Origin of the sequence: Mesorhizobium sp. M8A.F.Ca.ET.218.01.1.1, assembly GCF_004791165.1 — a bacterium.
GTDB lineage: Bacteria > Pseudomonadota > Alphaproteobacteria > Rhizobiales > Rhizobiaceae > Mesorhizobium.
In genome coordinates this window covers 79753-106331 of record NZ_SRUZ01000007.1, presented here as the reverse complement: position 1 = coordinate 106331, position 26579 = coordinate 79753, and the positions used below count along the sequence as shown (strand labels likewise).

20 protein-coding genes and 1 pseudogene are annotated in these 26579 nt (G+C 64.1%); 6 read left to right on the top strand and 15 right to left on the bottom strand.

From position 1 onward, the window contains the following. Positions 1–61: 61 nt before the first annotated feature. From EN861_RS24260 to EN861_RS24215, 10 genes are all read right to left on the bottom strand, one after another. Positions 62–2107: a response regulator gene (locus EN861_RS24260; protein WP_281041224.1), complete on the bottom strand. Its 2046-nt coding sequence runs from the start codon at positions 2105–2107 to the stop codon at positions 62–64. Between the two features lie 12 nt (positions 2108–2119). Further along, entirely contained in the window at positions 2120–7858 is a 5739-nt protein-coding gene (locus EN861_RS24255) for a HAMP domain-containing protein (protein WP_189343717.1), read from the bottom strand. A gap of 175 nt (positions 7859–8033) precedes the next feature. Continuing rightward, positions 8034–8183 (bottom strand): hypothetical protein, encoded by a 150-nt coding sequence (locus EN861_RS24250; RefSeq protein WP_086081318.1) that lies wholly within the window; start codon positions 8181–8183, stop codon positions 8034–8036. 56 nt (positions 8184–8239) lie between these two features. Further along, positions 8240–8524 (bottom strand): PRC-barrel domain containing protein, encoded by a 285-nt coding sequence (locus EN861_RS24245; protein ID WP_127279513.1) that lies wholly within the window; start codon positions 8522–8524, stop codon positions 8240–8242. Positions 8525–8719: 195 nt separating this feature from the next. Continuing rightward, positions 8720–9043, bottom strand: a complete 324-nt coding sequence (locus EN861_RS24240; RefSeq protein ID WP_135866023.1) for a DUF2934 domain-containing protein — start codon at positions 9041–9043, stop codon at positions 8720–8722. Between the two features lie 117 nt (positions 9044–9160). Then, on the bottom strand, positions 9161–9757 hold the full coding sequence (locus EN861_RS24235) for a BA14K family protein (protein WP_135866021.1): 597 nt from the start codon (positions 9755–9757) through the stop codon (positions 9161–9163). A 103-nt stretch (positions 9758–9860) separates the two neighbouring features. Next, positions 9861–10382, bottom strand: a complete 522-nt coding sequence (locus EN861_RS24230) for a DoxX family protein (RefSeq protein WP_135866019.1) — start codon at positions 10380–10382, stop codon at positions 9861–9863. Positions 10383–10753: 371 nt separating this feature from the next. Next, complete coding sequence (locus EN861_RS24225; RefSeq protein WP_127278391.1) at positions 10754–11233, bottom strand: tetratricopeptide repeat protein; 480 nt, start codon at positions 11231–11233, stop codon at positions 10754–10756. Between the two features lie 35 nt (positions 11234–11268). Then, positions 11269–12240 carry an MBL fold metallo-hydrolase gene (locus EN861_RS24220; protein WP_135866017.1) on the bottom strand — a complete coding sequence of 324 codons (972 nt, stop codon included), beginning with the start codon at positions 12238–12240 and terminating at the stop codon, positions 11269–11271. An 88-nt stretch (positions 12241–12328) separates the two neighbouring features. Beyond that, the gene (locus EN861_RS24215; RefSeq protein ID WP_135866015.1) at positions 12329–12574 is read right to left on the bottom strand and encodes a DUF680 domain-containing protein; all 246 of its coding nucleotides are present in this window, start codon (positions 12572–12574) and stop codon (positions 12329–12331) included. A gap of 604 nt (positions 12575–13178) precedes the next feature. Here EN861_RS24215 and EN861_RS24210 point away from each other — a divergent pair. From EN861_RS24210 to EN861_RS24200, 3 genes are read left to right on the top strand one after another with little or no spacing between them, the layout of a single operon-like run. Beyond that, on the top strand, positions 13179–17294 hold the full coding sequence (locus EN861_RS24210; RefSeq protein ID WP_189343716.1) for a Pls/PosA family non-ribosomal peptide synthetase: 4116 nt from the start codon (positions 13179–13181) through the stop codon (positions 17292–17294). Continuing rightward, entirely contained in the window at positions 17291–17767 is a 477-nt protein-coding gene (locus EN861_RS24205; protein ID WP_245512095.1) for a GNAT family N-acetyltransferase, read from the top strand. The genes EN861_RS24210 and EN861_RS24205 overlap by 4 nt, the downstream gene beginning before the upstream one ends. Beyond that, positions 17764–18402 carry a 4'-phosphopantetheinyl transferase superfamily protein gene (locus EN861_RS24200; protein ID WP_135866011.1) on the top strand — a complete coding sequence of 213 codons (639 nt, stop codon included), beginning with the start codon at positions 17764–17766 and terminating at the stop codon, positions 18400–18402. The genes EN861_RS24205 and EN861_RS24200 overlap by 4 nt, the downstream gene beginning before the upstream one ends. A gap of 308 nt (positions 18403–18710) precedes the next feature. Here the strand turns inward: EN861_RS24200 and EN861_RS24190 are convergent, their stop codons facing one another. The 3 genes from EN861_RS24190 to EN861_RS24175 form a co-directional block, all read right to left on the bottom strand. Next, positions 18711–19850, bottom strand: a complete 1140-nt coding sequence (locus tag EN861_RS24190; RefSeq protein WP_135866009.1) for a KamA family radical SAM protein — start codon at positions 19848–19850, stop codon at positions 18711–18713. 272 nt (positions 19851–20122) lie between these two features. Continuing rightward, positions 20123–21019 (bottom strand): NmrA family NAD(P)-binding protein, encoded by an 897-nt coding sequence (locus tag EN861_RS24180; protein ID WP_135866007.1) that lies wholly within the window; start codon positions 21017–21019, stop codon positions 20123–20125. Further along, positions 21016–21213: a DUF1127 domain-containing protein gene (locus tag EN861_RS24175; protein WP_135866005.1), complete on the bottom strand. Its 198-nt coding sequence runs from the start codon at positions 21211–21213 to the stop codon at positions 21016–21018. The genes EN861_RS24180 and EN861_RS24175 overlap by 4 nt, the downstream gene beginning before the upstream one ends. A gap of 213 nt (positions 21214–21426) precedes the next feature. On the opposite strand from EN861_RS24175, the gene EN861_RS24170 reads away from it, so the two are divergent. Next, entirely contained in the window at positions 21427–22353 is a 927-nt protein-coding gene (locus EN861_RS24170; RefSeq protein ID WP_135866003.1) for a transcriptional regulator GcvA, read from the top strand. A 220-nt stretch (positions 22354–22573) separates the two neighbouring features. On the opposite strand, the gene EN861_RS24165 is transcribed toward EN861_RS24170, so the two are convergent. Together EN861_RS24165 and EN861_RS24160 are read right to left on the bottom strand one after the other, a co-directional pair. Further along, the gene (locus EN861_RS24165) at positions 22574–22786 is read right to left on the bottom strand and encodes a 4-oxalocrotonate tautomerase family protein (RefSeq protein ID WP_135866001.1); all 213 of its coding nucleotides are present in this window, start codon (positions 22784–22786) and stop codon (positions 22574–22576) included. Between the two features lie 78 nt (positions 22787–22864). Beyond that, entirely contained in the window at positions 22865–23620 is a 756-nt protein-coding gene (locus tag EN861_RS24160; protein WP_135865999.1) for an SDR family oxidoreductase, read from the bottom strand. Positions 23621–23723: 103 nt separating this feature from the next. On the opposite strand from EN861_RS24160, the gene EN861_RS24155 reads away from it, so the two are divergent. Further along, the gene (locus EN861_RS24155) at positions 23724–24617 is read left to right on the top strand and encodes a LysR family transcriptional regulator (protein ID WP_135865997.1); all 894 of its coding nucleotides are present in this window, start codon (positions 23724–23726) and stop codon (positions 24615–24617) included. Positions 24618–24726: 109 nt separating this feature from the next. Beyond that, positions 24727–26383, top strand: a pseudogene (locus EN861_RS24150) (acyl-CoA synthetase). Positions 26384–26579: the final 196 nt, after the last annotated feature.

The window sequence follows — 26579 nt, the reverse complement described above, 5'->3', positions numbered from 1 at the left end:
GGTGGCTAGGCGCCCTGCGGAGACGGCCGACGACAGGTGCGGCTGCCGGGGAAGCAAAATATCAGCGGCGACGCGAAGCCGATCGAATGGCTGCAACCAGATGGGCATCTTCGAAAGGTTTGCTTATCAACGCCACGTCGGGAGGGCGATCCGAGATCTTCTCGGCATCGGCGTAGCCCGTGACGATGAGCGCTGGCCAATCCGCGCGCAGGCTGCGGGCGAAGCGGATGACGTCGATGCCCGAAATGAGCGGCATGGCGAAGTCGGTTACGATGACGTCGAAGCGCTCCGGTTCCCTTTCGATGGCGGCCAGTGCCTGGGCGCCGCCGGAAAACGCCGTCACGTCGAAACCTGATTGCCGCAGCGACATCGCCGTCAACTCCCGCAGGGACTGACTGTCATCGACGAGCAGAACAGTCGGCAACTGTTCCTCGGCCGTCGCCGGGAGACCCGCGCCGGAATTCGTGACGCTACCGGATTCGAAAACAGGCTCATCCTTGGCGGCGTCTTGCGTCCCGCGTGAGCGGGGCAACCAAAGCTCCATGGTGGTGCCGTGGCCAACTTCGCTGTCTATCCTGAGCGTGCCACCAGACTGCTTGGCGAAACCATAGACAGTGCTGAGGCCAAGGCCCGTGCCCTTGCCGATCGGTTTTGTCGTGAAGAACGGCTCGATCACTTTGCTGATCAGATCCGCGGCGATACCTGTCCCGGTGTCCTCGACCGCAAGCCTGACATAGTCGCCCGCGCCAAGCCCCTGGCCGGTGTGGCCGATGCTGCGATTGTCGGCCCTGACGGAGATTGTCCCTCCCGAAGGCATCGCGTCGCGGGCATTGAAGACCAGGTTCATCAAGGCAAGCTCGAGCTGTGCCGGATCCGCATGCACCGGCCATATGTCGTCACCAACGTGCCAGTCGAAGCGCACCAAACCGCCCAGGATCGGCGCCACCAGGCCGGTCATCGTGTCTCCCAGGCTCGACATGCGCACGGCAACCGGCTTCAATTCCTGGCGCCTTGAAAAGGCGAGCATGCGCTGGATGAGATCCTTGCCCTGGGAAGCGGAGCGGCGCGTCATGTCGAGAACCTGGGCCGCCTTGCCGTCGAGCGTCACTTGCCTTTCGAGCAGGCTCAGCCCGGAGAGGATCGCCGCAAGCAGGTTGTTGAAATCGTGGGCAAGTCCGCCGGTCAGCTTGCCAATTGCATCGAGCCGCTGCGATTGCAGCAATTGGCCTTCCAGATGGCGCTGCTCGGTAATGTCCTGCATGGTGCCCAGCAGTTCGAGCCCGGCGCCATTCCTGGCGACCACACCTTGGTCGAAGAATATACGGTATTCCTCATTGGCGCACCGCCAGCGGAACTCGCAAGCATAAGAGCCTGTCTCGTGGGCAGCCGAAAGCGATCTTGTCACCGCGTCCCGATCAGCGGGATGGACCCGGCCGATGCCGAAATCGGGATCCGCGATGAAACGGTCCGGAGAAAATCCCGTTAACCGCTCGACCCCTTTGGAAACATAGCTCGCGGCGTATGGCGCCTGCGCCGCGCGAGCGTGAAAGCAAATCGGCAGCGAAGCGAGGATCGTCTCCTGCCGGGCCTCGGAATGCCGCAGCGCCCGCTCGGCATCGAGTTTGTCGGACGTCGCCTTCAGCGCCCGTTCAAGCAGCAGCTGCTCCCGAGCCGCATTCCGTTCGATTTCTCTCGTCTTTTCATAGAGATCGACGAAAACCATGACCTTGGACCGCAGCATCACCGGGTCGAATGGCTTGAACAGGTAATCCACCGCGCCGGCATCATAGCCGCGCAACATATGCGCTTCTTCCTTGTTGATGGCGGTCAGGAAGATGATCGGTGTGTTGTTCGAACGCTCGCGCCTCCGGATCAGCGAAGCGGTTTCGTAACCGTCGAGACCGGGCATCAGCACATCCAGCAGAATGACGGCGAAGTCTTCCTTGAGCAGAAAGCGCAGCGCTTCTTCGCCCGACTTGGCGCAAATCACTTGCCCCACTCCGTCAAGGACCTCCTCTATGGCAAGGAGATTTCGCTCGTCGTCGTCGACAGCGAGAACGCGAACCGGCAGCGACTTTTCGAATAGTTCGCTGTTATCTGCTTCCATCGCGGCCATGGGCTAAATCTGCCGAGGCGCAATCAGATTGCGGTCACCATCGTCTATCCGGGATGTCCCTGCGCGCGAGCGCGAGCGGCCGACCCAAACCCGCAGCAGGGCCAGGAGCAGGTCGAGATCGACGGGCTTGGCGATGTAGTCGGACGCGCCGGCGTCCAGACATTTCTGGCGATCTCCTTTCATCGCTTTGGCTGTGACGGAAATCAGGGGAATGTGCGCGATCTTCGGCTGTGAGCGGATCCTGCGCATCGTCTCGTACCCATCCATCTCGGGCATCATGATATCGATCAGGGCGACATCGACGTCCGGCGCCTCTTCAAGCATGGCTATGCCGTCCCGCCCCCGCTCGGCATGCTGGACCTCGATACCGTAGGTCTCCAGCACGCTGGTCAGCGAATAGATGTTGCGAATGTCATCGTCGACGATGAGAACCCTGGCCCCAGCCAGATCGGCGTTGTCGAGTTGCTCGGACGCAGAGATCTCCTTGTCGGCCCTGTCGCCTGGAAGAGCCGCGGACATCAACAAGCCAAGTTGGGCAAAGTTGTCGGCACGCGGAACGTCGCTGAGGGGCGGATGCAAGGCGACCTGCTGCTGAAAGGCATCTGGATGGGGCGTGAAGAACAGCAGGCGCGGTACAGAATCGCCGAACTGAGACATGATCTCGTCGAGCATCTGGGCGTTGTCCTTGGCCGAACGGCCAAACCCGAACACCACGGCGTCATAGCCGGCGATACCGTTCCCGTCCGCGTTAGCCGCAACCCGGCCGATGGCGGTGACCGACGTGACGCCATCGCGAATGGCTTCGACCAGCGCCAGACGACGCTCGGAATCTGAATCGGCGACCAGCACCTTGCGTTGTATCCTGAGCGTCCTCGACTGGATGTCGTCGAAGACACGCGTAAGCTCGCCAGCGGACACCGGCTTGCTGGAAACGCTTGCGGCGCCACGGCGCGTGAGAAGCTCGATGTCCTCGGCCCCGGAGATAACGTGGATAGGTATGTTCCTGGTCTTCGGATCATGCCGTAAAAGGTCGAAAAGGACCCAGCCATCAATGTCCGAAAGGCCGAGATCGAGGGTGATCGCATCGGGCATGAGCTTGCGTGTAAGAGCCAGCGTTCCCGAGCCCGCCGTGGAAAGCACGCCTTTCAACCCCGCCGATCGCGCAAGACCAAGCAGCAGCCCGCCAAAAGTGGGGTCGTCCTCCACGATCAGCACCACCCTGTCCGACGGGTCGATCGAATCACGATCGTCGGCGAGTTCTGGCGTTCCCGCCGTGCTGGTAGCCGCAACGGACCCGGCAGCCGGCGAAAGCTCGATCTGCGGTGCAAGACTGCTGCTGCGGGGACCATCGAAGGGAATGACAAGCGTGAAGGTCGATCCCGTTCCAGGCTGGCTTTCGACACGCAACTCGCCGCCGAGGAGGCGGGCGATTTCCCGGCTGATCGAGAGGCCGAGGCCGGTGCCGCCATATTTGCGGCTGGTGGTCCCGTCGGCCTGTTGAAACGCCTCGAAGATCAGCTTTTGCTTGTCCTCCGGAATGCCAATGCCCGTGTCGGTGACGGCAATTGCCAGCGCCTTGGGTAGTGCCGTCGAGCCGTTCCCACGGCCGGTCCGCTCGGCATGGATACTGAGCGTCACGTCGCCTTGGGACGTAAACTTGAACGCGTTGGACAAGAGATTGAGGACGATCTGCTGGAGCCGTTTTTCGTCAGTACGGATCGTTTCGGGCAGAGTCTGATCGATGTTGATCGTAAACCGCAGCCCCTTGTCGGCGGCCAGTTGCCGGAAGGTTCGCTCCATATGCTGACGCAGATGGGCGAGCGGCATGTCGTTGAGCTCGATCGAAACCGTGCCGGACTCGATTTTCGAAAGATCCAGTATGTCATTGATGAGGCTGAGCAAATCCGTGCCCGCCGAGTTGATCGTCCGCGCGAACTCGATCTGCTTGTCGTTCAAATTGCCCTGCTGGTTGGTGGCGAGCAGGTTGGACAGGATCAACAGCGAATTCAGCGGGGTCCTCAGTTCGTGGCTCATATTCGCCAGGAATTCGGACTTGTACTTGGACGTCAGCGCCAGCTGTTCCGCCTTTTCCTCGAGCGCCCGTCTGGCCATTTCGATCTCGAGATTCTTGTTCTCGACTTGTTTTTTCTCGTTCTCGAGGAGCTGCGCCTTCTCCTGCAATTCCTCGTTGGTGGCGTGAAGCTCTTCCTGTTTCTTGGTGAGCTCGGTCTGGCGCGACTGCAGTTCGGACGTCAAAAGCTGCGACTGCTTGAGAAGCCCTTCCGTGCGCATGGTCGCGGCGATCGTGTTGAGCACGATACCGACCGACTCCATCAATTGCTCGAGGAACAGGCGATGCGTGTCGCTGAAGCGGCTGAACGAAGCGAGCTCGATAACCGCCTTGACCTCTTCCTCGAACAATGCCGGCAGGACGATAGCGCTGGCCGGCGGTGCTTCGCCAAGGCCCGAGGTGATGCGCAGGAAGCTCGAAGGAACATCGTCGAGCATGATCGCCCGTTTGTCGGCCGCGCTTTGACCGATCAGACCTTCCCGGAAGTCCACACGCTGGCGGATCGCGGCTTTGCCTTCGGCGGCGTATGACGCGGCCAGTTCCAGATAGGATTCTTCCTCGTCGCGATTGGTCACGTAGAAAAGGCCGTACTGCGCGTTCACCAGCGGCGCGAGCTCCGAGATGATCATGCGCGACACCGTGGCCAGATCGCGCTCGCCCTGCAGCATGCGCGAGAACCGCGCGAGGTTGGTTTTCAGCCAATCCTGCTCGGCATTCTTGAGCGTCTGATCCTTCAGGTTGCGGATCATCTCGTTGATGTTGTCCTTGAGCGCCGCGACCTCCCCGGAAGCCTGGACGCTGATGGAACGGGTAAGATCACCCTTGGTGACCGCGGTCGAAACCTCGGCGATGGCCCGCACCTGGGTGGTCAGGTTCGCTGCCAGCTGATTGACGTTGTCGGTCAGGTCGCGCCACAGACCGGCGGCGCCCGGCACCCTGGCCTGGCCGCCGAGCTTGCCCTCGATACCGACCTCGCGTGCGACGTTGGTCACCTGATCGGCGAAGGTCGCAAGCGTTTCGATCATGCCGTTGATGGTGTCCGCCAGGGACGCGATCTCGCCCTTGGCATCCACGGCGAGTTTGCGCTTGAGATTTCCTTGTGCCACTGCGGTCACGACATCAGCGATGCCACGCACCTGGTTGGTCAGGTTGGTCGCCATGAGGTTGACGTTGTCGGTCAGGTCCTTCCATGTGCCGGCCACGCCCTCGACCTGTGCCTGGCCGCCGAGCTTGCCCTCGGTGCCGACCTCGCGCGCCACACGCGTCACCTCGCCGGCAAAGGAGTTGAGCTGGTCGACCATGGTGTTGATGGTGGACTTCAGCTCCAGGATCTCGCCCTTGACGTCGACGGTGATCTTCTTCGACAGATCGCCTCGCGCCACCGCGGTCGTCACATCGGCGATGTTGCGGACCTGGCCGGTAAGATTCTCGGCCATCGAATTGACGTTGTCGGTCAGGTCTTTCCAGGTGCCTGCGACACCGCGCACCTGTGCCTGGCCGCCAAGCTTCCCCTCGGTACCGACTTCGCGCGCGACACGCGTCACTTCCGAGGCGAACGAGTTGAGCTGATCCACCATCGTGTTGATGGTGTCCTTGAGTTCGAGAATTTCGCCGCGAACGTCGACCGTGATCTTCTTCGACAGGTCGCCCAGCGCAACGGCGGTCGTCACTTCCGCAATGTTGCGGACCTGGCCCGTCAGGTTGGCGGCCATGGCGTTGACATTGTCCGTCAGGTCCTTCCACGTGCCGGCGCCACCGCGTACCTGTGCCTGGCCGCCAAGCTTGCCGTCCGACCCCACTTCGCGGGCGACGCGCGTCACCTCTGATGCGAAGGAGTTCAGCTGGTCCACCATCGTGTTGATGACATCCTTGATCTGCAGAATCTCTCCCAATGCATCGACGGTGATTTTCTGGGTGAGATCGCCGGTGGCGATCGCGGTCGCGACCTTGGAGACATCGCGCAACTGGACGGTCAGGTTGCCGGCCATGGCATTGACGTTGTCGGTCAGGTCCTTCCAGGTGCCGCCCACCCCCTCGACATGGGCCTGACCGCCGAGTTTTCCCTCGGAGCCCACTTCGCGGGCGACGCGCGTGACTTCGGAGGCGAATGAGTTGAGCTGGTCCACCATCGTGTTGACGGTGTTCTTGAGCTCCAGGATTTCGCCCTTCACGTCGACTGTGATCTTCTTGGAAAGATCCCCGCGCGCAACGGCCGTGGTCACATCGGCAATGTTGCGCACTTGGCCGGTGAGATTGGCCGCCATCAGATTGACGTTGTCGGTCAGGTCCTTCCAGGTGCCTCCGACCCCTCGCACTTCTGCCTGGCCGCCCAGCTTTCCCTCGGTGCCGACTTCGCGTGCGACACGCGTCACCTCCGAGGCGAAGGAATTCAGCTGATCCACCATCGTGTTGATGGTGTTCTTGAGCTCCAGGATCTCGCCCTTCACGTCGACCGTGATCTTCTTCGACAGATCGCCCAGAGCCACCGCGGTGGTCACTTCGGCGATGTTGCGCACCTGGCCGGTCAGGTTGGCCGCCATTGAATTGACGTTGTCGGTCAAATCTTTCCAGGTTCCGGCGACACCCCGCACCTGAGCCTGGCCGCCGAGCTTTCCTTCCGTGCCGACCTCGCGCGCAACGCGCGTCACCTCGCCGGCAAAGGAGTTGAGCTGGTCGACCATCGTATTGATGGTGGACTTCAGCTCCAAAATCTCGCCCTTCACGTCGACGGTGATCTTCTTCGACAGGTCGCCGAGCGCCACCGCGGTCGTCACATCGGCGATATTGCGGACCTGGCCGGTCAAGTTGGCGGCCATCAGGTTCACGCTGTCCGTCAGGTCCTTCCAGGTGCCACCCACGCCCTCGACGCGGGCTTGGCCGCCGAGTTTACCCTCGGTGCCGACTTCGCGCGCAACGCGCGTCACCTCGCCGGCAAACGAGTTGAGCTGGTCGACCATGGTGTTGATGGTCGACTTCAGCTCCAGAATCTCGCCCTTCACGTCGACGGTGATTTTCTTTGACAAGTCACCCGACGCGACGGCCGTAGTCACCTCCGCGATGTTGCGCACCTGGCTCGTCAGATTGGTTGCCATAGCGTTCACATTGTCGGTCAGGTCCTTCCAGGTGCCTGCCACACCCTTGACCCGCGCCTGTCCACCAAGTTTGCCCTCGGTGCCGACCTCGCGCGCCACTCGCGTCACCTCCGAAGTGAACGAGGCGAGTTGCTCGACCATTGTGTTGACGATTTTGCCGATCCGCAGGAATTCGCCGCGCAGCGGCCTCCCGTCGATCTCCACCATCATGGTCTGGGACAGATCGCCCTTGGCAACGGCGCCGATGACCCGGGCAACCTCGGCGGTCGGCTGCACCATGTCCTCGATCAGGTCGTTGACCGACCGAACACTGGATTCCCAGCTGCCTTTGGCGTTCCTGACATGGCCCCGCTCGCTTATGCGCCCATCTTTGCCGACCACCCGACTGAGCCGCGCGAATTCACGCGTCACCTGGTCATTGAGTTCGACAATTTGGTTGAACGTATCTGCGATCTCGCCACTCAGCCCGTCATAGACGTTTTCGATGCGGACGGAAAAATCTCCGTTTCGAAATGCCTTGAGAGCGCTGAGTATTTGCCGAGAATCCAGATGTTCCTTTGGTAACCGAGATACGCCCAAAAACCCCTCCCCACGCGGACCCCATGGCCAGACCAAGCCGAAAGCCCAAACGCGCGGATGCTTATTTTGTTCCACACGAGTTTCACGCCGCTTGGCGGCGTCGCAACGCTTTGGCCATAGCGCTTCTTGTCCACCGCTATTGCAGCAACGAGACCGAGGCACGCATCAGCATCCCTCAATGCCGCTTGAAATACTGCACCTCCTTCTCATGCTTCTCCGCCGCCTCGCGCGTATCAAACGTCCCCAAATTCCGCCGCTTCCCCGTCTTGTCGTCCTTCTTCCTCGAATAAAGCCGGTATTTTCCGTCTTTCAGCTTCCTGATCATCGGTCTCTCCCTTGGAAAAGACGAAGGGCCCGGCTGATGCCGAGCCCTTCTCATTGTCAGTCGCGGTGTTCGGGCATTTGTTTCAGCTGGTCCTTGGTCCAGCTGGTCACGGCGTGGATGTCGCCGTCCTCGTCGCGCATGAAATCGAGTTCGTTGGCCAGCACGGCCACGGGCTTGGCGCCGATGCCGAGGAAGCCGCCGACATCGATGACGACCTGGCTGCCGTGCAGATGGTCGACCGAGCCGATCTTCTCGTCGCCGGGACCGTAGATGGTGGCGCCTTCGAGCGCATCCGGGGTCAGTTCGGCATTGGTCAGCCTGATGTGGTGGGTGTGGTCCATGGCCTGCATCTCCTGTTGGGGTGGGCAGAAGGAACCTGCGAGACAGCCAAGGGTTCCGACATTGCCGTTGATGACGGGCAGATGACGGAGGATAGCGCCCTACGGCTTCGCCCGGGTCATGGTTTCGCGCCGCCGGCTCGATGAATCATCTTCTCATCGAACCGCGCCAACGCATTGTTTCGAAAGGCCTTGCGTTCAGCGCCCGCGCTTCGCCTTGAGGCCGCGCGCGGCCTGCTCGATCGCGACGCGATCGGTGCCGAGCCTGTCGATCAGCGCCTGCGCCTCGTCGCCCGATATGCCGGTACGGGCCGCCAGCGCTTCGACCTGCAGCACGTCCGTGCTGGCGATCTCACCGGTTTGCGGCAGCGCATCGTCGGCCGTCAGCGGCAGGGCGGCTTCCCTGTCGATCTCCATCTCAGCCTGGTGCCAGTGCCGGTCATGGTCGCCATGGCCGCCGCCTTCGCGCTGCCAGATCTCGTAGGCGCGGTCGCGGATCTTGTCGTCGCGGTCGTCGTTCATGTCAGTTCTCCCTTGTGTGGGGGATGAACGCCGCGCCGGTGCGAACGATCCAAAAAATTTGCGTGATCGTCGGGATCACAAGCCGCGCCCTTCAGCCATGTTTACCCGGCACCGGCGCTACTCGCACTGGCGCCTGGGTCCGCCGGAATAGGGCTGGTAGCTGTTGTCGTCGGGCCGGTAGGAGCGATAGCGACTGAAGCAGGAATCGACATGGTCGGCGGAAAGCCCCGTCGTGACGGCCGAAGCGACGTCGCCCGTGACATAGCTGACTTCGGCCGTAGGCTGCGCGCTCTCGTCGGCGCCGGCGTCGAGATAGGGTGAGACGCAGGGGCGCAGCCGCCCGCTATAAGACATGTAGGTGTTGTCATCGGGATGGTAGGAGCGGTAATGGCTGGCGCACCATTTGACGTGGGGTCCCGGCAGTTCGTCCGTTTCAGCCGAAGGCGCGATCGAGCTGGTCGCGGTCGGGTCGGGCGCCTGCTCCCTGGCGGCGATGTCGGGCGCCGCGGGCTGGTCGGCCGGCAGGCGTTCGAGGTTCTGCGCCGTCTTGTTCACCGGGCGCGCGTCCCGGGTCCACAGCTCCGCGACGCTGACGGTTCGCCTTGCCTCATGCGGAGACTTGGCGGCGAGCAGCCAGGCGGCAAAGCCCAGCCCGCTGCCGAAGACCGCAAGGGTCAGAACAAAGCCGCCCACCAGTGCCAAAATCGCTTTCACGTCACGCTCCTTGAGCCCCTGCTTATAGAATGCGGAGCATCGAGGCTGGTTCCAGCACAGTGCGTGCAAGCGTGCGTGGGCGGGGCGCGGGCTGGGTTCCTGCTCAAAGCGGCAGCCGCACCTCCATGGAAAACTGGTTCTCGACCGCCAGCAGCGCCGCCACCATCTCCTTGTCGCGCTGGCGCTGCCTGAGATAGCCGGCCAACAACCAGTCCAGCGAGAACCTGCCGGCGCCGGCGGCGGCCAGCACGAACATGCCGCCTGATATGGCCAGATCCTTTTCGAAATGCAGCAATTCGTTCTGGCTGGCGAAATTGGTGTGGAACAGCATGGCCGTGGCCAGGCAAAACAGGCCGAGCCCGATGGCGCCAAGCCGCGTCAGCAGGCCTGTCGCGACGGAAAGCCCCGCCCCCAGTTGCAGCGCCACGGTGGCGATGAACAACGGCAGGCCGACGCCAAGGGCCGCCATGGCCTTGGCGGCGCCCTCGAAATGGCTGGCGAGCGTGGCGCCCTCATGCAGGAAGATGAGGGACAAAAGCAGGCGGCCGGCAAGCAGTGCCGCGTCCCGCAGGTACAGTCTGGCGGCGAGGCCGGTGAGCTTGGCGGCGCGTTCGTTCAGGGTCATGGTCAGGCTCCAATGTCTTGACACCGTGCAGGCGCCGTCCGGCGCGTGGGGACCGCGCGCGAAAGTGTGAGGCTCGAAAGGGCCGGAGCCGGCTCGAGGGAGAGGCGCCGGCTCCGGCAATGGGCGCCAGCCACGAGCGCCCGAACTTTGGTGAGTTGGGGGATGGGTTAGCGCCAAGGCCCCCTCTCCGTCTCGGCTTCGCCGAGCCACCTCTCCCCCACTCGCGGGGGCGAGGAAATCCTAGCTGCCGAGGTCGCGGCTTTGGAGAGCTTGGGTTCCTCGCCCCCATGGAATGGGGGAGAGGTGGCCGCGAAGCGGTCGGAGCGGGGGCTGCGCTGGCCTTCGCGAGCAAGGGAACCGCCTTGCCCGCCCTACTTCGTCACCTTGGTGTCGATGGCCTTCTGCAAATCGGCAAGCTCGTCGCAGCCGGCGGGGCACAGTTTCTGCAGCGAGGCCAGTTGCTCCTGAGCCTTGGCCATGTCGCCGGTCTCGACATAGAGCTCGCCCAGATATTCGCGGGCGGCCTTGTGGTCGGGCTTCAGCTCCAGCGCCTTGTTGTAGTAGGTCAGCGCGGTGGTGGGGTCGCCGGTCTTGCGCAGCGTGAAGCCAAGCAGATTGTAGACGTCGGCCTGCTGGTTGTCCTGCGCGAGGTCACGCAAATCCTCCAGCGCGCCCTTGTAGTCCTTGGCGTCGATCTTGGCCTTGACGGCGGTGAGGTCTGGCGCGTCGGCGCCTTCGATGTCGTCGACCGCATAGGCCGGCATGATCGTGGCGACTGGAACGACGGTCAGCACGGCAATGGCGCCGAGCAGGCCGTAGAGGGCGTGCTTGCCCAGATAGGATTGTTTCATTGTCTGTCTCGCTTGTCTGGATTGGGAGCTGACGCTCAAATTTCGACCGGAGTGAAGCCATAGGCATTGCCGTCCTTGACGAAGACGCCGGTGCCCGGGAACGGGAAGTGCGAACCGGAAATGCGGATGTTGTCCGCGATCACCCGGTCGATGATCTTGTGGCGCGTGGTGATTGCGGTGGGCCCATCCTGGTCGTAAGCGCCCTGCCATTCCGGATGCGGCGCCAGCAAAGCCGGCACATACATGGTGTCGGCCGAGATCATCAGCTGCTCCTTGCCGGAGTTGGCGAGATACACCGAGTGGCCGGGCGTGTGGCCGGGTGCGGCGATGATCTGGATGCCGGGCACCACCTCGGCGCCGTCCTCGACCAGCTTCCAGTTCTTCCATTTCGGGAAGTTCTCGGCGATGCGCTTGCCCGCCGGCTTGCGGCCCTCGGGCAGCTTGGCCAGCCGGCTCGGGTCGGCCCACCAGTTGTATTCGGTGGCGTTGACGATCAGCTCGGCATTGGGGAACACCGGCGTGTTGGTACCCTTCTCCATCAGGCCCCAGACATGGTCGGGGTGGAAATGCGAGATCATGATGGTGTCGATCGCCTTGTAGTCGATGCCGGCGGCGGCCATGTTGGCCGGCAGATGCGTGGCGTTGGCCTGCCACTGGCCGACGCCGGAGCCTGCATCCATCATGATCAGCTTGCCGCCCATCTTGAGCACCACGACGGTGAGCGGAATGGGCATGAAGTCGGTGGTCAGACCCGCCTTGGCGAGTGCGGCCTTGGTGTCGTCTACCGAGGCATTCTTGATGAAGGCCGGGTCGTGCGGCTTCTTCCAGATGCCGTCATAGATGGCGGTGACCTCGATGTCGCCGACCGTGTATTTGTAAAAGCCGACGGTCGGCTCCACCGGCGTCTGCGCGAAAGCGGGGCGGGTGAATTCAAGCTTGCCGGCGAGGCCGAAGGCAGCGGCGGCAGTGGCGGTTCCGAGCAGTGTGCGGCGTGTCATGCTGAACATGGTGGTTCTTCCTCTGTTGAGTGGTGGCTAAAGGCACGTCTTGGAATGACGGAGGGCCAAGCCCCTGGGATGTTCGAAGACCGGGCGCTCAGTTGCCCCAGATGCCCTCGTCATTGTGCCGGTTGATGATGTCCTGCACCGACTCCTGCTTCGGCCCGGTCGTCACCTTGGTGTCGACGCCATGGGTACGTGCCGTGTAAGGGATCGAAGCGGTCGCGTTGGTGTCGACCGGAGCGGCCGGCTGGTTGGAATTGTTGGCGCCATGGTCGCTGCCGGCAAAGGCGGAACTCGAGGCAAGCAACATCGCGGCCACGCTGAGAGCGAGCTTGGTCATTTCGCTAAATCCTTGTTTCGTTTCTTCGCGTCGCGGGCCGATTTGCCCCGCTGATGACAAGACCCGGAAGGGCCGCGCTTTATTCCCGGGCGCCGAAAGATTTTTTCAAAAAGCCGGAAAACCGGCGGTTGCGGGCATGCGCAGGCCCACCCAGACACAATCCAGAAACAAGATTCAACAGTTCAGAAAAACTGGCGAAAAGAACGGATGGCATATCAATCCCTCAACGGCCGGAAATCTGGCCGCCGCACAGGCGCACGGGGTTGGGTACGGGCAATGCAACGAGGTTCGGACGGATCGATGGGTGCCCTTCCCGGCATGTCGCTCGCCGCCGGCAGCGCCCCGGCGACGCCCCGCGTCCATGCTCCCGAACATGTGAAGAGGGAGCGGCCGATTCCGTGATAACCGCGCGGCCAAAGAGGGACCCGGCGGTCAGCGATCGCCGGTCTGAATTCCGGAATCTTCCGTTTTGGAGGCTTCGGTCATTCCACCTCCATCAACAACGATCAAATTGCAGCGGCGGCACAGCCGACAATGCCTGCTCGAGCGGCGGCATGACCGAGATGTGCCCGTGACGGCTTCGCCAGGACGAGAAAGTTTGGAAATGGACCACGGTATCGATATCGCCGAACTGGACAGGGAAGCGGCAAGGTTGGGCGGAGAGCCCGGGACCAGCCGCGATAGCGTCCATGCACCTGCGGAAATTGCCCTCGGAGCGCGCCGCCAGGTCCTGGCAGGCGCCGATTTTGCCCGGGCGGGTCAGTCGGACGAGCGGCTCGACAAGGTCTTCGAGCAACTCGCCGAAACATTTGCCACGCTGCCGGCGGTGATCTCCGAGGGCCGCGCCTGGACCTATCAGGAGCTGGACAGCAGAGCCAACCAGTTCGCCCGCCTGCTGGTCAAGCGCGGCGTGCGGCCGGGCGACCGCGTCGGGCTGATCCTCGACCGGTCCGCGGAAACCTATGTCGCCCTGCTCGCCGTGGTGAAGGCGGGCGCCGCCTTCGTGCCGCTGGCCACCGCCTTTCCGCAGGAGCGCATGGCGCTCATCATCGAGGACGCCAGCGTCAGCCTGGTCGTCACCATCGCCACCTATGCATCGCGGGCCGGCGAGTTGCCGGTTCCGCATCTGTTGATCGACAGCGCCGCCGCCGAAATATCCGCCCAGTCCAGCGCGCCGCTGAAGCCGCACAAGGCGCAGACCGCCACTGCGATCGAAGACATCTGCTACATCCTCTATACGTCGGGCACGACCGGCAGGCCCAAGGGCGTGGCCATCCGCCACCAGAGCTTCGTCAACTTCATCCGCGTCGCCGCAGCGTCCTACGGCTACCGGCCGGGCGATCGCGTCTACCAGGGTATGACCATCGCCTTCGACTTTTCCTCCGAAGAGATCTGGGTGCCATTCGTCGCCGGCGCGACCGTCGTGCCGGCCCCGGGCCAGATGCCATTGGTGGGCGAAGAGCTCGCCGATTTCCTGCGCCATCACGACATCACCTGCATGGCCTGCAGCCCGACGCTTCTGTCGTCCATGACATCGGATGTGCCCAGCCTGCGCACGCTGCTGGTCGGCGGCGAGGCCTGCCCGCACAATCTGGTGGTGCGCTGGTCGAAGCCCGGCCGGCAGATCCTCAACACCTATGGCCCGACAGAGGCGACCGTCACGGCAACCATGGGTGCGCTGACGCCGGACCGGCCGGTGACCATCGGCGCGCCGCTGCCCACCTATTCGATCGTCATTCTCGACCCTTCGCTGCCGCAACTTGCCGAGCCTGGTGAACTGGGCGAGATCGGCATTGCCGGCATCGGGCTGGCGGTCGGCTATCTCAACAGGCAGGACCTGACCGAACAGAAGTTCATCGCCGATTTCCTCGGCCTGCCGAACAATCCGTCGAAGCGCATCTACCGCACCGGCGACCTTGGCCGGATCAATAACGCCGGCGAGATCGAGTATGCCGGTCGCATCGACACCCAGGTCAAGATCCGCGGCTATCGCATCGAACTCGGCGAGATCGAGGCCGTGCTGCTGGACCAGCCGGAGATCGCGCAGGCCGCCGTCACCACCTGGGAGATCGAGCCCGGCCGCGTCGAGCTCGTTGCCTATTACGCGCCCAAGGCCGGCCAGCCGGCGCTCTCGCGCGCCGACATTGCCCAGACGATGAAGCAGCGACTGCCGGACTACATGGTGCCCTCCTATCTGGAGGAACTGCCGGCGATCCCGATGACGGTCTCCAACAAGGTCGACCTTCGCCAGCTGCCCAAGCCGACCAGCGTCCGGCTTTCGGCCGACCGCGCCATGGTGGCGCCCGGCAATGACGACGAGCGGTTCCTGGCCGACGCGCTATGCGCCGTGCTGAAATTCGACGACGTGTCCGTCGAGGACAATTTCTTCGACGATCTCGGCGCCAACTCGCTGCTCATGGCGCATTTCTGCGCCCGCGTGCGCACCCGCAAGGAATGGGCGACGACGTCGATGCGCGACATCTATCTCTATCCGACCGTGGCGCGCCTGGCCAAGCACCTGAGCGCGGCGGAAGAGCTGACGAGCGCCACCAACGAGCCCGTTCTCACCCGCCAGGCGTCCAATCTCGTCTACTGGACCTGCGGCGCGGCGCAGCTGCTGTTTTACGCGCTCTACAGCTACGTGGCGCTGTGGGCGATCAATGACGGCCTCAACTGGGTCTATGACGCGCTCGACGAGCCGCTGCAGCTCTACATCAGGTGCGTGGTGCTCTCGGCCGGCGTGTTCTTCGGCATGTCGGGCTTTGCCGTTGTCGCCAAATGGGTGCTCGTCGGCCGCTGGAAGGCGGAAGCGTTCCCGATCTGGGGCCTGCGCTACTATCGTTTCTGGGTGGTGAAAACCTTGATCCGCACGGCACCCGTCGTGCTGTTCCGCGGCAGCCCGCTCTACAGCCTTTACCTACAGCTTCTAGGAACCAGGATCGGCAAGAACGTGGTCATCGAATCCCGTGCCGTGCCCGTGTGCACGGACCTGATTTCGATCGGCGACCGAACCATCCTGCGCAAGGAATCGCTGATCCTCGGCTATCGCGCCCAGGCCGGCTATATCCACACCGGGCCGCTGAACATCGGCCGCGATGCCTTCGTCGGCGTCGGCTGCACGCTCGACATCGACACCGCGATCGGCGATGGCGGCCAGCTCGGCCATTCCTCCTCGCTGCAGCGCGGGCAAAGCATCCCGGACGGCGAACACTGGCATGGATCGCCGGCGGTGCCGACCACGGCGGACTATTGCAAGGTGCGCAACGTCAATCCTCCCCGCATCCGTCGCTTCCTCTACGAAGCCGTGCAACTGATAGGGCTGTTTGCCATCATCACCCCGCTGCCGCTTTTGTTCCATAGTTATTGGGAGAATGTCGGCGACGACTATCAGGAGACGATCGGCATTGTGGCGATCGGCACGACGGTCACGCTTTTCGGCTACATCGCCGTCGCCTTCCTCGCCGCCACGCTGGTGCCGCGCCTGTTCAGCCTGATCCTGAAACCCGGCCGCACCTACACGCTTTACGGTTTCCGCTACTGGCTGCAGACGGTTGCCGAGTTCTCGAGCAACTCGCGCGTCCTCGGGCTGCTGTTCGGCGACAGCTCGGCCATCGTCCATTACATGAGCGCCATCGGCTGGAACCTCAACAAGGTGGTGCAGACCGGCTCCAATTTCGGCTCCAACCAGCAGCACGAAAACCCGCTCCTGTGCGAGATCGGCACTCAGACCATGGTGTCGGACGGGCTTTTCATGATCAACATGCACAAGTCCGCTTCCGCGTTCCGGCTCGAGCCGACGCGGATCGGCGAGCGCAACTATCTCGGCAACAACATCTACTATCCGCCGGACGGACGCACGGGCGACAACGTCCTGCTCGGCACCAAGGTGATGGTCCCGATCGACGGGCCTTTGCGCGAGAATGTCGGCCTTCTGGGCTCGCCCCCCTTTGAAATCCCGCGCATGGTGAACCGCGACAAGGAACTCATCGCCGGCATCGACGAGGAAGACCGGCTGAAGCGCATTCCGCTCAAGAACCATCACAATCTGGTGACGATCCTCCTGTTTATCGCGACGCAGTGGGTCATGCTGTTCGCCACGCTGGCGATCTGGGACCGGGCGCTGAACTACTACACCGAATGGGCGGAGATCGCGCTCTTCGTGGCGGTGCTTTTGACCTCGGCCATCACCATTCCGTTCTACATCTTCGTCGAGCGGGCAAGCCTTGGTTTTCGCAAGCTGAAGCCGCAGATGACGACGATCTACGACGTCACCTTCTGGCGCCATGAGCGCCACTGGAAGCTGGCGGATTCGCCCATCGTGCGCCTGTTCGCCGGCACGCCGTTCCGGCCGATGATCCTGCGCATGCTGGGCGTCAAGGTGGGCAAGCGCGTCTATGACGGCGGCGCCAATTTGACCGAGCGCTCGCTGGTGGAGATCGGCGACGACGTCACGCTCAACGAAGGCTGCGTCATCCAGGCCCATTCGCTGGAGGAAGGCGCGTTCAAGTCCGACTTCATCCGCATCGGCGATGGCTGCACGCTCGGGCCGTCCGCCTTCGTCCATTACGGCGTCGTGATGGGCAAGGGATCGATGGTCGATGCCGATTCCTTCGTGATGAAGGGCGAGGAGCTGGAGCCCAACTCCATCTGGCGCGGCAACCCGGCCAAGCTGCACCGGTTCGTCGAGCCGGTCAGCGAGGGCTCCGGGGCATCTTCTTGACGGACCGCGCGACTGGCACCGTGGACATCCGTATCGTCCCGGTGACCAAGGCCAATCGAGCCATGGTCACGGCCCTGCGACTGGCTCCGGAGCAGATGGACTTCGTCGCCGGCAATGCGGACTCGCTGCGCGAAGCCCGGTCCGATCGGGACGCGCGGCCGCGCGCCGTGATGGCCGGGGACCAGCTTGTCGGATTCCTGATGTACGAGGCGCCACGCGACGACGACGAGGCCCGCATCTACCGCTTCATGGTCGACCGCGCCTGGCAGGGTCGTGGCTATGGCAAGGCCGCGCTACAGGCGGCGCTGGAGGAAATCCGCGGGCTCGGCCACGTCGGGCACGTGTCGATCTGCTACGAACCGGAGAACGAGGCGGCACGGCGGCTCTATCGCAGCGCCGGTTTCGTCGAAGAGGGGCTCGACGAGGACGGAGAAATGATCGCCGATATCGTCCTGGCGCCCGGCGACCGATGACGCCCGAGGAAATCGCCCTGGCGCGCTCCATGGCCGCCATGGCCCCGGCGGGGGTGCGCACCGGTTGCCGGATCATCCGCGAAGGTGACGAGACCCATCTGTTGTCGGCGGAGGCAGGTTCCATCCCCGCCCGCCAGCCCGCCATGCGGCGGGCCAGCGGCGCGGCGCGCTGGATCGCGCACCGGCTGCTGGCGGATGCCGGCTTCGACGGTTTCGCCCTCTTGCGCACGCCCTCCGGTGCGCCCGCCTGGCCGCAGGGGATAACCGGCTCGCTCGCCCATGACGACGACATGGCCGTGGCAGCGGTCGCACCTGTTGCCGGCATCGGCTCGCTGGGCATCGATGTCGAACCGGCGCTGCCCCTGCCCGACGAGATTTCCGCTCTCGTTGCGATTCCGGCCGACCGGATAGGCGCCGCCGACCGGCAGCTTGCCGGCCGGATCCTCTTCGCCGCCAAGGAAGCGGTCTACAAGGCAGCCTATCCGCTGGACCGCGAGGTGCTGGGCTATGAGGACATCGCCGTGGACCTCGAGACTGGCCACGCGACGACGAGGACCGGCCGCAAGGCGCGGCTCGCATACTGCGTTGTCCCGCGCGTGGCCGTGCTGGCGTTTGTCGACGGTGATGGGGTTTAGGGTCAGCCCGACTATTCCTGCTGCGTTACGACATCATGAGTTTCCGGCCGAATGCAGCAATCTTTGGCGTCAGCGCCGCCCCTCACTGTCCTGCCGGACATCTCTCCCCGTATAGTGACGGGGAGAGAGGACCGGCCGCAACGCCGGTGGTTTTCCTGCAACGCTTCAGATTGGCGAAATCGGCGACGGTAGCGCCCCTCTCCCCGCCACTATACGGGGAGAGGATGCCGGCAGGCAGGTGAGGGGCGGCGCAGACGCTGGCCATTATGAACAGTTGCTATGACGCAAGCAGGAGTAACATCCTAGCGTCATGAGCCGGCAGCCGGATTCTTCGAGGGCCGTTCTTCCCGAACGCCCAAAATCTCCCGATAATCCCTCACCGTGCCATCGAGCCCGCGAATGCGCCAGCTCTCTCCGTCGCGCCCCTCGATAGGGCACGGTGCGAGCGGCACCTTGCCGCCGCCTTCCGGAAGATCCAGCACATAGACCGGATTGCAGATGCCCGAGAGCCGCGCCCGCAGCGCTTCCACCAGCGCCTGGCCGTGCTCGATCGTGGTGCGCCGGTGCGCCATGCCACGCGCGAGGTCGCCATGGTGCAGGTAATAGGGTTTTATCCCCAGCCGGTACATCAGCTCGCGGCAGAGCTCTTCCAGCGCCTCGACCGTATCGTTGACGCCCTTCAGCAGAACGCTCTGGTTGAGCAGCACGAAACCGGCCTGTCGCAAGGTGCGGCAAGCCGCTTCGGTTGCATCGGTGATCTCGCGCGCATGGTTGAAGTGGGTGACCACCGTCACCATCAGCCGACCCTGCAGTGCCGCGACCAGCCCTGGCGTGATGCGCGACGGCAGCGCAACCGGCACGCGCGTGTGGATGCGCAACAGCCGCACATGGGCAATAGTCTCGACACGGGCGCGGATTTCGGCAAGTGCCTTATCCGGCAGCGACAGCGGATCGCCGCCGGTCAGGATCACTTCGCGGATTTCGGGATGATCCGCTATATAGGCCAGCGCCGGCTCCAGCGCCTCGCGCGTATAGCCACGGCCGATCGAGGTCAGCGATTCCTTGCGGAAGCAGAACCGGCAATAGACCGCGCATTGATAGGTCGGGAACAACAGCACCCGGTCGGCATGGCGATGCGTCAATCGCGGCACCGGGCTGAATTCATGATCGGCGATCGGATCGCCGAGCTCGCCCTCCGCCTCCTCCAATTCCCCAGGCGACGGGATCACCTGGGCCCGGATCGGATCGGCCGGATCGTTCCAGTCGATCAGGTCGAGATAGCTTTTCGGCGCGCGCACCTTGTGCAGCGAGGCGGCGGCCTGCGCGGCTTCGCGTTCGGCCGGCGAGAGCGGCAGGGAAGCGAGGTCACGCACATGGCGCACGCCGGCGCGGACATCGTCCTGCCAGGCGGTGTCGGGAGCGCGGGTTGTATCTCTGAGGTTGGGCATTAGCAGGTCTCGGGCTGTTCGCGCGGACCTATCGGCTGGATGGGCTGTTGGGTCAACCGCCGCGCTCTACGGCGCCCCCCTCTGTCCTGCCGGACATCTCCCCCACGAGGGGGGAGATTGGCAGTTCAGACGCCGGCTCTCACTTTATAGCTTATAGCTTTGGAGATTGGCGAAAGCGGTCGCGACATCCGATCTCCCCCCTCGTGGGGGAGATGTCCGGCAGGACAGAGGGGGGCGCCGGAGAGAGCCGACTTTGCCAAGAACCCTAACCTTCACAACCTCCGCCCACCCGCGCCGGCCATCGCCGCAAAAGCGCTTTCAATCGTCTTGAACCTCAGCTCCGGGTAAAGCGTGCCCGCTTCCGGAGTGGCCGTCTCGAGCGCGGTCTCGCCACGGAGCCAGAATGCGCGCAGCAGTCCGAGCCCGGGAACCGCCTCGATCATCGCCTCCAGCTCGTCGGCGCTCATCTGCTTGACGCGCGGCGAGCGGCCGCTCACCCGGCGCCACAGCTCGATCATCTCGGCTTGCGTGATCTTGTTCTGCGCGATGCGGATTTCGCCGCGAACAGCATTGGGATCCTCCAGTGCGCGCATCGTGACGGCGGCGATATCCTTCTCGCTGACAAATGTCGCCGGCACATTGCCGTCGCCATAGAGCGTCACCTCGTCGGGCGGCAGCGGCGAGGAGCCGAAGCGCGTCAGGTCTCCCAGGGTCGCCACCCAGGTCGAGAAGAAGCCGTTGGTGTAGATCACCGTATAGGGCAGGTCGGCCTCCCGGACCGCGTCGAAGACGGCCCGCTTGATGTCGAGCGGTTCGATCGAGCCGGGCGCGGCGGCGGCGAAGTCGAGGCCGAAGCCGGCGGACGGCACATAGCGGGAGACGCCGGCATCCCTGACGGCGCGCACCAGCGTCATCTCGCTGGCCGAGCCGACATGCACCGAACTGATGACGCGATCGACCTTGCCGACGGCGCGCACAAGGCTGTCATAGTCGTCGAGATCGCCGACATGCACCGTGGCGCCGAGCTCCTTCAGCGGGCGCATCCGCTCTCCATTGCCTGATGTTGCCGGCCGGACGAGTACATGCAAGCTGTCGCCATTGCGCGCGCTGGCCTTCGCCATCTCGCTGCCGAGAAGCCCGGTCGCGCCGATGATCAACGTGCTGGTCATATCGCCCTCCCATTGCCCGGAATTCCGTTAGCGAGAATTGAACCGTCCCAGTCGCGTTCGAGGCCGATGTCATGCAAACGGCGGTCGGAAAGCCGGGAAACCTTGCGCAATGTGCGGCGGCGCTCGAACGCTGCCGCGCTTCGCATGGCAAGGCCGCTCACCGCGGCAGTGATGGGTCCAAGGGTCAGGTTCATGTTCGTCTCCTGTGTTCTAGCGGGCGCGAGAATGCCGATGTCGCCCACCGGGCGAGCATGACGATTGCTCACACTTGTCTGGTCAATTCAGTGCATCGATAAACCGGAAGTCCGGTGTGGATGCTTGGTACGTCTGAATATTGGGCGGTTTCGGGCTGGACGACAAACGACTCTTTGTGCAGGATTTGTGAGCAACGCTCACAGGTGGAACCCATGCCGCGCAGATTGCCGCCCCTCACCGCCTTGCCCGCCTTCGACGCGGCCGCCAGGCATTTGAGCTTCTCCAAGGCGGCGGAAGAGCTCAACCTCACCCATGGCGCCGTCAGCCGCGCCATCCGCAACATCGAGGACAGGCTGGGCATCCAGCTCTTCGATCGCGGCACGCGCTCCGTACGCCTGACCGCTGTCGGCGCGGCCTATGCGGCGGAGGTCGGCAAGGCGCTCGACCAGATCGCCGCCGCCACCATCGCCGCCACGCCCGACCGCTCGACCCGCATCCTGAACGTCAGCACGTCGGACGGCTTTGCCGGCCGCTGGCTGGTGCCGAGGCTGCACCGCTTCCATCGCGCCAATCCCGACATCGACGTGCGGCTGGCGACTTCGGGTGTGCTGGCCGATTTCGTCAGCGACGGCATCGACATATCCATCCGCTACGGCCGCGGCGGCTATACCGGGGTGACGGCGGAATTCCTCGCCGACGAGGAGGTCTTCCCGGTCTGCAGCCCGGAACTGCTGCAAGGCGAGCACCCGCTGCGGCAGCCCGGGGATTTGAGGCATCACAAGCTGATCCACGACGCCTTCCGCATCGACTGGGCGACATGGCTTGAACAGGCCGGCGTCGAAGGCATCGACCCCAAACGCGGCGTGCGCTTCGATTCCGCCACCTTCGCCGTCGAGGCCGCGGTGCATGGCGAAGGCGTGCTGCTCGGCCGCAGCGCGCTGGTCTCGGCCGACCTCGCGGCCGGGCGGCTGGTGCGACCCTTCGACCTCGCGCTGAAATCAGCGGCCAGCTACTACGTCGTCTATCCCGAAGGCGCGCTGCGCCAGAAAAAAGTCAGGGCGTTCCGCGACTGGCTGTTCGCCGAGATCGCGGCCGACTGGGTCGGCGTGCCCAAGAGCCAGGCGCCCGAAGCCAGCTGAGCGCATCCGGTTCCATCGATTGATCAGGCGCCAGCGACGAAAGAAGCGAGACAGGTGGACAACTCGGGGCTGCCCACCTGGCCCCCGCCGCTAATGCATGCCGCCCCAAAGGGGGCATCGGTTTTTCGGGAACCGACATGCATTGAAAGGCCCGCGGACAGAGTGGACGTTGGCGTTCGCGGCGACCAGTCGTCATATGACGGGTATCGCGTTCGAAGGCCTATTCATCGGCGCGAAAAGCTTCCGGTATCACGAACACCTCGTCGGCGCGGCCATAGCCGCCGTCGGCGACTTCCTCCACCAGCACCATCGTGTAGGGCCGCACGCCCTCGCCGAAGAAGTCGACGAACATGGCTGTCGTGCGATGGATGAGGTCTTCCTTCTGCGCCTTGGAGAGCGCCGCCTGCGGCATCTTGATATTGGCGAATGGCATGGTCTTTTCCTTGTTTCTGGAGGTTGGTTTCAGGGTTCGGGGACGGAGCAGGTCGGCAGACAGCAGCGGCCTGCCTCCTCAGATCACGCCGCCATTGGCGCGGATGATCTGCCCGTTGACCCAGCCACTGTCCGGCCCGGCCAGGAACGACACCACGCCGGCAATGTCGTCGGGCTGGCCGAGCCTGCCGAGCGGGATCATATTTCCGATGGCCTCGATCTGCGCCGCGCTCTTGCCGTCCGTGAACAGCGCCGTCTCGACCGGTCCGGGCGCCACCGCGTTGACGGTGATGCGGCGCGCGCCAAGCTCCTTGGCCAGGATGTGCGTCATCGCCTCGACCGCCGCCTTGGTGGCGGCATAGACCCCGTAACCCGGCTGGTAGAGGCCGACGACGCTGCTCGAGAAATTGACGATGCGGCCACCGTCGCGCAGCCGCCGCGCGCCTTCGCGCATGCCGCGGAACACGCCGCCGAGATTGATCGCGATTTGTGTATCGAAGAAGGCGTCATCGGCCTGCGCGATCGGCGAAAGCTTCAGGATGCCGGCATTGTTGACCAGGATATCGATGCCGCCGAAGGCCTTCTCGCCGGCGTCGAAAAGGCTGGCGATGCCGGCCGGATCGGCGATGTCGGCCTGCATCGCGATCGCCTTGCCGCCATCGGCTTCGATAGCCCCGACCAATGCCTCGGCCTCCGCCTGTCCCCGCGCATAGTTGACGACGACGGCAACGCCGTCGCGGGCAAGCCGCCGCGCGATCGCCGCACCGATGCCCTTCGAGGCGCCGGTCACGATCGCCGTTCTGGCTTGATCCGTATCTCTTTGGTCGGATGTCATGGAAGTCTCTCCTTCTTGTTGATGAGACGGATATAGTCCGCGCCAACTTCCGGATAATCAGCTCTCTCTTGACATCACTATTCGGAAGCTGCGAACAAAGATCATGGATCGGCTCGACACGATGCGGCTCTTCGTCCGCGTGCTGGAGCGGCGCAGCTTCACTGCGGCCGCAGCCGATCTCGGCCTGCCGCGCTCGACCGCGACGGAAGCGATCCGGCGGCTGGAAGAGCATATCGGCGCCCGGCTGCTGGAGCGCACGACGCGGCAGGTGAACGCCACGCAGGACGGCGAGGCCTATTATCGGCGCTGCCTGTCGATCCTGGCCGAGATCGAGGATGCCGAGGCCGCCTTCCGCAATGCCGAGCCGTTCGGCCTGCTGCGCATCGATGCCAGCACGCTGCTCACCCGCACCTTCCTGCTGCCGCGCCTGCCGGAATTCCTCGCCCGCTTTCCCCGCATCGACCTGCAGATCGGCCAGAGCGACCGGCTGGTCGACCTCGTGCGCGAGGGTGTCGACTGCGTCATCCGCGTCGGCGAACCGCCCGACAGCGGCATGATCATGCGCCGCCTTGGCATGATCCGCGAGATGACCTGCGCCAGCCCCGCCTATCTCTCTCGCCACGGCACGCCCGCCTCCCCCGACGCGCTGGACGGCCATCAGGCGATCGGCTTCGTCTCCTCGCGCACCGGCGAGGTGCTGCCCTTCGAATTCACCGTCGCCGGCAAGACCCGTGAGGTCAGGTTGCCCGGCCGCGTCGCCGCCAACAATTCCGATACCGCCGCCGACCTGGCGCGGCTCGGCCTCGGCCTCATCCAGGCGCCGCGCTATCGCTTCGAGAAGGATTTGGCCGACGGCACACTGGTCGAGGTGCTGGCCGAATACCCGCCATCGCCGACGCCGCTGTCGGCGCTCTATCCGCAGAACCGGCAGCTTTCGCCGCGCCTGCGCGTCTTCCTCGACTGGGCGGCGCGCATCTTCGCCGAGGCGAACTTGTAGGGCGAAGGATGCAGGGCTGCATCAATCGTTGCCGATGGGCGCCATCTGATGCCATTGTCGCCGCGACAGCGCGCCATGGGGAGATGGCGCACCGCCAGGGAGGATTTTCATGACCACGACACAAGCCGGCTTGCCGCGCTATGAGGACGCCGTTTCGGGCTTTCGCATCGAGGATGAGATCGCCAGGCTGCAAGGCGACCCGGCGACCGGCATCAACGCTTATGTCGAATGCTGCGGCCGCCATACCGGGCAGAACCGGCTGGCGCTGCGCGCGATCTCGGCCAGTGGCGAACTCCGGCTGTTCAGCTTCGATGACCTCGCTGATATGTCGGGCCGCGTCGGCAATATGCTCAAGGAACAGGGCGTAGGCCCCGGCGATGTCGTGGCCGGCATGCTGCCGCGCACTCCCGAACTGGTGGCGCTGATCCTCGGCGTCTGGCGCATCGGCGCTGTCTACCAGCCGCTGTTCACCGCCTTCGGCCCGAAGGCCATCGAGCACCGCCTGGAATACAGCGCGGCCAAGGTGGTGGTGACCAATCCGGCCAATCGCGGCAAGCTCGACGAGGTCGCCAACCTTCCACGGATCGCCACCATCCTCGGTGCGGACGATGCCTTGCGTCAGGGCGACATCGATTTCCGCGCCGCCCTGGCCGCCGCTTCGCCGGCCTGCGAACCGGTGATGCGCCGGGGCCAAGACCTGTTCATGATGATGTCGACTTCCGGAACGACGGGCCTGCCCAAGGGCGTGCCGGTGCCGCTCAGCGCTCTGATGGCGTTCGGCGCCTATGCGCGATGCGATCGGCCTGCGCCCCGACGACATCTTCTGGAACATCGCCGATCCGGGCTGGGCCTATGGCCTCTATTACGCCATCACGGGTCCCCTGCTGCTCGGCATCGCCACCACCTTCAACGAGGGGGCCTTCACCGCCAAGAGCACCTATGACGTCATCGAGCGGCTTGGCGTCACCAGCCTCGCGGGCTCGCCCACCGCCTTCCGCCTGCTGCTCGCCGAAGGCCCCGATGCCGCCGCGCGCATAAAAGGCCGGCTGCGCGTGGTGAGCAGCGCCGGCGAGCCGCTCAACCCGGAAGTGATCCGCTGGTTCGACGCTCACCTTGATGCGCCGATCCACGACCATTACGGCCAGACCGAGAACGGCATGATGGTCAACAACCATCACGGCCTCGCCCACCCTGTCCGCGCGGGCTCGGCCGGCTTTGCCATGCCGGGCTACCGCATGGTGGTGCTGGACGAGGCCGGCAACGAGCTCGGCCCCAACCAGCCAGGCATCCTTGCCGTAGACATCGCCAACTCGCCGCTGCGCTGGTTCGGCGGCTACCACCAGGCCGAAACTCCGGCCATTTCAGGCGGCTACTACCGAACCGGCGACACGGTGGAATATGACCCGGACGGCTCGGTCTCCTTCATCGGCCGCGCCGACGACGTCATCACCTCGTCGGGCTATCGCATCGGCCCTTTCGACGTCGAAAGCGCGCTGATCGAACACCCCGCCGTCACCGAGGCCGCGGTCGTCGGCGTGCCCGACCCGCAGCGCACCGAAATCGTCAAGGCCTTCGTCATCCTCGCGCCCGCCTACAAGGGCAGCCCGGAGCTGGCCGAAGAACTCGCCCAGCATGTCCGCAAACGCCTCTCGGCCCACGCCTATCCCCGCGAGGTGGAGTTCGTGACGGAATTGCCGAAGACGCCGAGCGGCAAGATCCAGCGGTTTTTGCTGAGGAAGGCGGAGGTGGAGAAGAGGAAGGGGTGACAGGGGGTGCGAGAGCGGAAGAATTGAGTCCGAATGATAGCATACGCTTGGTGGGACATGTGAAGTCTTGAAGGGGGCCGATTGCAGACAGGGTGATTCAGTCGTCGGATCTTCAGGAGCGGACTTTTAGGTCGGTACAGATCGGCCTGAGGTAACCCAAAGGCGAGTTCGAAATCAGCGTCGATTCAATTCGAAA

What these genes read in the sequence shown, in the direction of transcription:
- EN861_RS24260 (WP_281041224.1), bottom strand. Translation starts at nt 2,107, where the DNA reads ATGGAAGCAGATAACAGCGAACTATTCGAAAAGTCGCTGCCGGTTCGC.
- EN861_RS24250 (WP_086081318.1), bottom strand. Translation starts at nt 8,183, where the DNA reads ATGATCAGGAAGCTGAAAGACGGAAAATACCGGCTTTATTCGAGGAAG.
- EN861_RS24245 (WP_127279513.1), bottom strand. Translation starts at nt 8,524, where the DNA reads ATGGACCACACCCACCACATCAGGCTGACCAATGCCGAACTGACCCCG.
- EN861_RS24240 (WP_135866023.1), bottom strand. Translation starts at nt 9,043, where the DNA reads ATGAACGACGACCGCGACGACAAGATCCGCGACCGCGCCTACGAGATC.
- EN861_RS24230 (WP_135866019.1), bottom strand. Translation starts at nt 10,382, where the DNA reads ATGACCCTGAACGAACGCGCCGCCAAGCTCACCGGCCTCGCCGCCAGA.
- EN861_RS24225 (WP_127278391.1), bottom strand. Translation starts at nt 11,233, where the DNA reads ATGAAACAATCCTATCTGGGCAAGCACGCCCTCTACGGCCTGCTCGGC.
- EN861_RS24220 (WP_135866017.1), bottom strand. Translation starts at nt 12,240, where the DNA reads ATGTTCAGCATGACACGCCGCACACTGCTCGGAACCGCCACTGCCGCC.
- EN861_RS24215 (WP_135866015.1), bottom strand. Translation starts at nt 12,574, where the DNA reads ATGACCAAGCTCGCTCTCAGCGTGGCCGCGATGTTGCTTGCCTCGAGT.
- EN861_RS24210 (WP_189343716.1), top strand. Translation starts at nt 13,179, where the DNA reads ATGGACCACGGTATCGATATCGCCGAACTGGACAGGGAAGCGGCAAGG.
- EN861_RS24200 (WP_135866011.1), top strand. Translation starts at nt 17,764, where the DNA reads ATGACGCCCGAGGAAATCGCCCTGGCGCGCTCCATGGCCGCCATGGCC.
- EN861_RS24190 (WP_135866009.1), bottom strand. Translation starts at nt 19,850, where the DNA reads ATGCCCAACCTCAGAGATACAACCCGCGCTCCCGACACCGCCTGGCAG.
- EN861_RS24180 (WP_135866007.1), bottom strand. Translation starts at nt 21,019, where the DNA reads ATGACCAGCACGTTGATCATCGGCGCGACCGGGCTTCTCGGCAGCGAG.
- EN861_RS24175 (WP_135866005.1), bottom strand. Translation starts at nt 21,213, where the DNA reads ATGAACCTGACCCTTGGACCCATCACTGCCGCGGTGAGCGGCCTTGCC.
- EN861_RS24170 (WP_135866003.1), top strand. Translation starts at nt 21,427, where the DNA reads ATGCCGCGCAGATTGCCGCCCCTCACCGCCTTGCCCGCCTTCGACGCG.
- EN861_RS24165 (WP_135866001.1), bottom strand. Translation starts at nt 22,786, where the DNA reads ATGCCATTCGCCAATATCAAGATGCCGCAGGCGGCGCTCTCCAAGGCG.
- EN861_RS24160 (WP_135865999.1), bottom strand. Translation starts at nt 23,620, where the DNA reads ATGACATCCGACCAAAGAGATACGGATCAAGCCAGAACGGCGATCGTG.
- EN861_RS24155 (WP_135865997.1), top strand. Translation starts at nt 23,724, where the DNA reads ATGGATCGGCTCGACACGATGCGGCTCTTCGTCCGCGTGCTGGAGCGG.